Annotated in this window: 6 protein-coding genes and 1 pseudogene; 5 read left to right on the top strand and 2 right to left on the bottom strand. The window is 36.7% G+C overall.

All coding sequences use genetic code 11. The annotated features are described in order from the left end of the window. Positions 1–508: 508 nt before the first annotated feature. Entirely contained in the window at positions 509–1774 is a 1266-nt protein-coding gene (locus QGM71_RS21590) for an IS110 family RNA-guided transposase (RefSeq protein WP_327609620.1), read from the bottom strand. A 203-nt stretch (positions 1775–1977) separates the two neighbouring features. Between QGM71_RS21590 and QGM71_RS21585 the strand changes: the two genes are divergently transcribed. After that, positions 1978–2889, top strand: coding sequence for an alpha/beta fold hydrolase (locus QGM71_RS21585; RefSeq protein ID WP_327609619.1), 912 nt, complete (start codon positions 1978–1980; stop codon positions 2887–2889). A gap of 154 nt (positions 2890–3043) precedes the next feature. After that, the gene (locus QGM71_RS21580; protein ID WP_327609618.1) at positions 3044–3475 is read left to right on the top strand and encodes an NUDIX hydrolase; all 432 of its coding nucleotides are present in this window, start codon (positions 3044–3046) and stop codon (positions 3473–3475) included. A 205-nt stretch (positions 3476–3680) separates the two neighbouring features. Here the strand turns inward: QGM71_RS21580 and QGM71_RS21575 are convergent, their stop codons facing one another. Next, positions 3681–4430: an SDR family NAD(P)-dependent oxidoreductase gene (locus QGM71_RS21575; RefSeq protein WP_327609617.1), complete on the bottom strand. Its 750-nt coding sequence runs from the start codon at positions 4428–4430 to the stop codon at positions 3681–3683. A 102-nt stretch (positions 4431–4532) separates the two neighbouring features. Here QGM71_RS21575 and QGM71_RS21570 point away from each other — a divergent pair. The 3 genes and pseudogenes from QGM71_RS21570 to QGM71_RS21560 form a co-directional block, all read left to right on the top strand. Further along, positions 4533–4631, top strand: a pseudogene (locus QGM71_RS21570) (macrolide 2'-phosphotransferase); the annotation flags it as partial. A gap of 387 nt (positions 4632–5018) precedes the next feature. Next, a complete protein-coding gene (locus QGM71_RS21565; protein WP_327609616.1) occupies positions 5019–6233 on the top strand; it encodes an alanyl-tRNA editing protein in 1215 nt (404 codons plus the stop codon). Positions 6234–6402: 169 nt separating this feature from the next. Continuing rightward, positions 6403–6534 (top strand): hypothetical protein, encoded by a 132-nt coding sequence (locus tag QGM71_RS21560; RefSeq protein WP_327609615.1) that lies wholly within the window; start codon positions 6403–6405, stop codon positions 6532–6534. Positions 6535–6654 lie beyond the last annotated feature (120 nt).

Raw genomic sequence — 6654 nt, 5'->3', positions numbered from 1 at the left:
AATAATAATGGCAATACTTAAAAGTGATTATGACAATATGTTATTGTAATTAGCTTTCTTTGTGAATAAATACACTTAAACTCCCTCAGATAGATTCAATTTACTCGTTAATGCTCGCTTATTCGCAGGATTTCAAACCACTTTTCAGTACAAAACGGATAAATGGAATGAGTGTTGATAATAAAGGTCACATGAAGGCATGCGGGAATAAAGGGGTCATAAACTCCAAATATTCTAAAAGATATACTGCACGCATTCTCCACGCCGCCCCTGGAGGCTGTCCCTCCCATGTCTCAACGGGTCTAATGCCCTCTCATTCCTTCGTCATGCCTATCCAAGGGGTGGAGGCCGGTTTTGCTAACGGAATGGGTCAGTGCCCTTTTGTTTAAGTATTCCAGTACTCCGTGCTTTCTTTGAGATCCTACGAATAAGCCAACATTCACTTCACCATAATGCTAAAAGTCTAGTTAATCTCTGTATTATTAAAAGTCATATATTTAAATGGCAGTTATGCTGCTAAGGGTTGTACTTTTTTAGGACAATAAGGCTCATTATTTCGGGCAATTCCTACTAATATTCTTGCAAACTTACCAACCAGTTTCATGATAGATTTCATTTTTTTCATCTTTTTTACTTTAACATTGTGGGCATGAAGTTCTTTAAACTCTGGGTTGTTTGCCACCAGACTCATTGTTGCTAAGTACAAGTAACGCCTTAGGCGAGATCTTCCACGCTTAGAGATGACAATTTGTCCTTTCCATTTACCTGAGCTAGCCTCTGCTAAGTTCAAACCTGCATGTCGTAATAAAGAGTTACCGTGGGCGAATTTACATAAATCACCAGTTTCCCCTAAAATGCCTCCTAGCGTAACTTCAGTAATACCTTTCATGACAAGTATTTTATTAGCGAAAGTAATTTGTTCCAGTGCATTAGCTGCTTCTTTTTCAACCTTTTCAAGTTGGGTTGTAGCGAGATCAAACTCTTCAAGTAATTGTTCTAGATGTAGTTTATATGCATCAAGTGCTTGGGTGGTACCAACAGAACTCTTAGCTAATCGAATTAAAGATTGGGCTTTTTTTAAACCAGGTTGTCGTTTCATTAGCGTTTTCCAGCCTTTAATAATATCTTGGGGTTCCATAAAACGTAATTCGTTTGGTGTAGGAAATAGTCGAAGAGTTGCGATTGCACCTTTCCCTTTTACATCTTTAAACACTTCTCTAAGTTCGGGGAAGACAATATCTACCCAACGATTTATTTGATTGATGGAACTGACGAGTCGTTTTACGATTACATCACGATTGGACATTAGAACTCTAAGTTTTTCGAACGCTTCTGATGTTGGATGTATAAATGAATAGTATCCGTTCTTTATCATATCAGCGATTACGAGTGCGTCTTTTTTATCACTTTTGGATTGCGTATTATCTCGGTTTTCCTTATTCTTTTTAACAAGATGCGGGTTAACCGTTACGACATCAATACTTTGATCATATAGCCATTTGGATAAGTTTAACCAATAATGGCCGGTAGGTTCCATTCCAACAATTTCAGTACTATAACCTTTTGAATCTTTTAATTCGTTCATCCATTCTTGTAATCTAGCAAAGCCAGTCTCATCATTTTTAAAAGTGAGAGGATCACCAATCACAATACCTCTGTAATTTACAGCACGAGCTACATGGAATTGTTGTGCAATATCAACTCCAACTACTAGATGTTGGTCTGATATTCTTTCTATAAGTTGATTTTGTTGGTCCTGCATTTTATACTTCATGTAGAGCTTCCTCCTAAGTTGATTTGTTTGTGTGTAAATTCATCTTATCGAGGGGCTCTATTTTTTTCAAACCTTAAATTTAACGTTCTACAGGAATGCTAACTGGTGCAAGAGTTGAAGAAGGAGTTTGTAGGAAAGCTCCTATTTTTATTGTGCTAACGAGGCAGGATTGTTTAACAAAAAGAACTACTAATAAGCAGGGGGTGAATAATATTTCTCGATTTTTAACAGTAAATAATAATAAGTTAGAGGTACACAAAATAGGTAATAAAGGTAGACCCATAATTATTCTTACAGGAATGGGTTGTTCGTTTTATGAATGGTATGATGTAGCAGAATCATTTGGTAAATCGAATAGAGTTATACTGTTTCATAGACCCGGACTTGGTTTAAGTGAAATTAGTTCAGAGGTGCGTAATACAAAGACTGCCGTTAACGAATTAAATGATATTATACTTCAACTTGAACTAACAGAACCTGTATTTTTAGTTGGTCATTCATATGGTGGATTATGTGTACAGCATTTTGCAAAAGAGCATCCTGAAAAGGTAGCAGGAATCATTTTAGTAGATTCAACTTCTGTCGATTTAAAGGAGTTAGATGATTTAGACTTGCCAATATTAGATGAAGATGAAACTGATGAAATTTGGATGGAAAAATGTCATTCCTATTCTTTAATGGAACAGAAGGAATTAAAAAAAATATTAAACCCTTCTCTTACAGAAAAACAAAAACAACTCCCCCTTAATATTCAACAACGCTTAATAGATTTTCAAGTAAATCCTTTCATGTATAGAGCTATGTATTCTGAAATCAGTAACTGGAAAAAGGATGCTGATAATATCAAGAATTTGGGGAAGTTTCCAGATGTACCCCTAATTGTAATTGGTCGAGATAAAGAGTACAACGTTAGATTGGGAACTATGGATGGTTTACCTGAATGGGAACTAAAGTTACTGGAAGAGAAGTGGCAAGAACTCATTATGAAGCAAGCTAATCTAAGTAAAAACAGTGAATTGATATTCGCAACAGAGTCAAGCCATTCCATTTATACCGATAGACCAGATGTAATAATTGAAGCAATAAATAAGATCTTAAAAATAACATATAAGTAAGCTCAGAATTATGTGAAACAATGTACTTTTTTTGAATATATAAATAATGGGGCAGGCTTGTGGAATAGGATTGTTATTATAGTAGCAATTTTTTAATGAAATCAAAGATAATTATGTTAATATTTAAATAAATGTTGAATGAGGAGGGTGTTTATTGGAACGAAGTACCCAAAAAATTTATACACCGCCAAAACATATTGTTTCAGCAGCAACTATTGTACTTAATGATGAAAAGGAAATTCTACTCATCAAGGGACCTTTAAGAGGTTGGGAGATGCCAGGTGGGCAAGTAGAAGAAGGAGAATCTTTGAAAGATGCTGCTATCAGGGAGACAAAAGAAGAAACAGGAATAGATGTTGAGATAATGAAATTTTGTGGGATATTCCAAAATGTAAGAAAATCAATTTGTAATACGCTTTTCTTAGCGAAGCCTATAGGAGGCAAAATGACCACTTCATCAGAGAGTCTCGAAGTAGGATTCTTTCCAATTGATAAAGCCCTTGAAATGGTAACAGTGGGTAATTTCAGACAAAGAATGGAGTACTGTCTGGATCAAAACACTCACCCATTTTATATAGACTTTTAAATTTTTATTTAAAAATAAGTTAATTTAAAGGTTAAAACTTGTTGTCCTAACTAACGGGGCAGTTTAGCATAACAAGGAAATCGTCAATACGACGGTCTTATTTTACTAATGGAGCAAGGTTAGTACGTAGTGATTGTACAATATTTAAGAATAATAAAAGAAAGCAAACTCTATAAATTAAAGTTTGCCCTTCATCAAATACTGGTTATTTTGTATTCGTAAATCCGCCATCAATACGAATGACTTCGCCATTGATATACTGAGCTGGGCTAGTCAACAAAAATGTTACTAATTCAGCCACTTCTTCTGCGGTACCTAAACGTTTTTGTGGAATGCCACCTACTGCATTTTCCTTCATTGCTGGGTTGTCGTCATAGAATTTTTTAACCATAGGAGTTTCTGTTGGACCTGGAGCAATCGCATTCACACGCAATCCATCTTTTGCATATTCAGCTACCAAACTTTTCGTCATACCAACAATACCGTGTTTGGTTGCAGAGTACGTTACAACGGAATCTTGTCCGATCACACCTGCACTAGATGCAGTGTTTACGATGGATCCCCCGCCATTCTTTAACATCACTTCCGCTACGTAATGAACGCCATAAAGCGCACCCAGGAGGTTGATGCCAACAATCTTTTCGATTTCTTCGATGTTCGTATCTAAATAGAATTTTCCGCTTCCAGAAATTCCAGCATTATTAAAGAAATAATCAATGTGGCCAAATTTATCTACAGCTTGATCAACATAATTTTTTACTTCATCTGGTCTAGAAACATCTGCTTTCACGAAAATGGAATCCACACCTGATTGCTTTGCGAGTTCAACGGTTTCGTTTCCGCCTTTTTCGTTAACGTCAACAACGACAATACTTACTCCTTCTTTTGCTAAACGCACAGCCGTTGCTTGCCCTAAACCGCTACCAGCTCCTGTGATAACTGCTACTTTACTCATTATAACATCCCCTTGGTGTAGTGTTTTTCTTGCACTTTAATTATATGACTTTCGAAACCGAAAAGAAAATAATCGAATCGGGCAATAAGAGAGAGGGGTGACAATGAGTCTGGTGTTGACTTTAGAGTAACACATGCAAAAGATCAAGACGGCGATAAATGGATATTAAAGGTTCCACGTAGACCAGAATCTATGAGACATTTTGCTAATTGTTTAATTTCAAGTATATTCATTTTCATTTCCTCCAAAAAAGAGAATGGAAAGATTATAAGCATTATCTTTGATTTTGGATTAGGTCTAGGGGTTTGAGGAGTAGGTATCGCAACGGTTGTTTCTTAAAGGAATTGTGAGTGCAGATTTTTGTGTTAGGAAATTATCAAGCGTTGGGTATACCAAACCACTGCTTTGATTCTTTGCCTGTCAAGATAAGTAAATGTATATCGTGGTAAAATGTATTTGTAAAATAAATTTTAATCATATATATTATGAGGAGAATTCCAGAAATACACCCACTTACAAAGGTAATTTTCCAGCAACACACAGACCAGCAATATAATAGATATAATGAAACAAAGGAGTATAACTATAGTGACCAAAAAATTATATTATCAGGATCAATATATACGCAATTTTACAGCCAGGCTGCAAAAGTCGGGCAGGGACGAACAAGATCGGTTCTATCTTGTCCTGGATGAAACAGCTTTTTATCCAACCGGCGGTGGCCAGCCTCATGATACTGGAACGCTAAACGGTATGAAGGTGCATGATGTGGAGGAAATTGAAGGGGAAATCCGACATTATATAGACGTCCCTGCTGAGGTACATAAGGAATATACTGGTGAGTTAGACTGGGATCGCCGTTTTGATCATATGCAGCAACATATGGGACAGCATATTTTATCTGCAGCATTTGAAGAGGAATATGGCTATCGAACAGTTAGCTTCCATTTGGGTACGGAAACTTGTTCAATTGACCTTGAAATAGAGTACCTTTCGGATGAGGAAATGTCTCTAGTTGAAAAAACAGCCAATAAAGTTGTCATGGAAAATCGCCCTGTTGAAACCAGATGGGTATCAGAGGAAGAACTTTCAAATTTCCCTCTGCGCAAAGAAGTTTCCGTTTCAACAGATATTCGTCTTGTTAACATTGCAGATTTTGATTATAACGGCTGCGGTGGGACACATCCTGACTCGACTGGCCAGGTAAGTTCCATTAAGATGTTACATTGGGAAAAGCAAAAGAAGAAAAAGATACGCGTATACTTTGTTTGTGGAATCAGGGTACAAAAACAGCTTCAAAAGAAACATAAGGTTATTCAGGATTTAACGGATACGTTAAGTGCCCCGCAAGAGGAGTTGAACGAAACAGCAACTCGGGTTCTGCTTCTTAATAAAGAACTTGAGAAAAAGAACAATGATTTGAAAATGGAGCTAATTGAATACGAAGCAGACTCGTACATTGAAAAGGCAAATGTGCAGGCTGATCGAAAAATAGTGAGAGAAATTTTCACTAACCGGCCAATGCCTGAACTTCAGCAATTGGCTAAGCGAATTACTGCCAAAACAGATCGTATACTGGTATTGCTAATCAACGAAAAAGATGACAAGCTCCAACTCGTCTGTTCCAGAAGTGAAGATGCCGAGATTAATATGAACGATTTAGTAAACCATGTGCTTCCAGTTATAAATGGAAAAGGTGGGGGAAATAATTCAATTGCTCAAGGCGGAGGAGAGAGAACGATTTCAGCAGAGCAATTAATGGACGAATTAGTAGATCATGTGAAAAAAATTTCAGGGACCTGACAAAAATGGAAAAGACAGCGTGCACGTAAGAGGGTTACTGGTCGAGTAATAATGGGGAGTAGCTCGTACCTAAGCATTAACTCAATTAGCTTATGGAGGCGATACTACAACGGGTGATGCTAGTATAATTTTACAAAGGTAAAAAGCAGTTTAATGGGGGGGTGCTATTTTGGGTGTTATGGAAGTTTTAGCTTTTTCATTAGCAGCTGGTGCGTTTTCTTTTGCAATATTTTCAGATGAAAAAGTTAAGAAGTTGGAACAGAGAGTAAAGGAATTAGAGGATAATATAAAAGGGAAATAGGATGTCATTTCTAAATAAACGGAGAGCTTTTATACAGTAAACAGGTTGTCTAAATGGAGTTCTGTCCTCAGTAGGGCAAAATTGATCAAGTAAAAGGAAAAACCTAGAAGATGTTTATTG

The sequence above is a fragment of the Virgibacillus tibetensis genome (assembly GCF_036026595.1).
Lineage (GTDB): Bacteria > Bacillota > Bacilli > Bacillales > Amphibacillaceae > Virgibacillus_P > Virgibacillus_P tibetensis.
The sequence above is the reverse complement of the archived record's forward strand: the minus strand, read 5'-3'. Positions and strand labels throughout refer to the sequence as shown.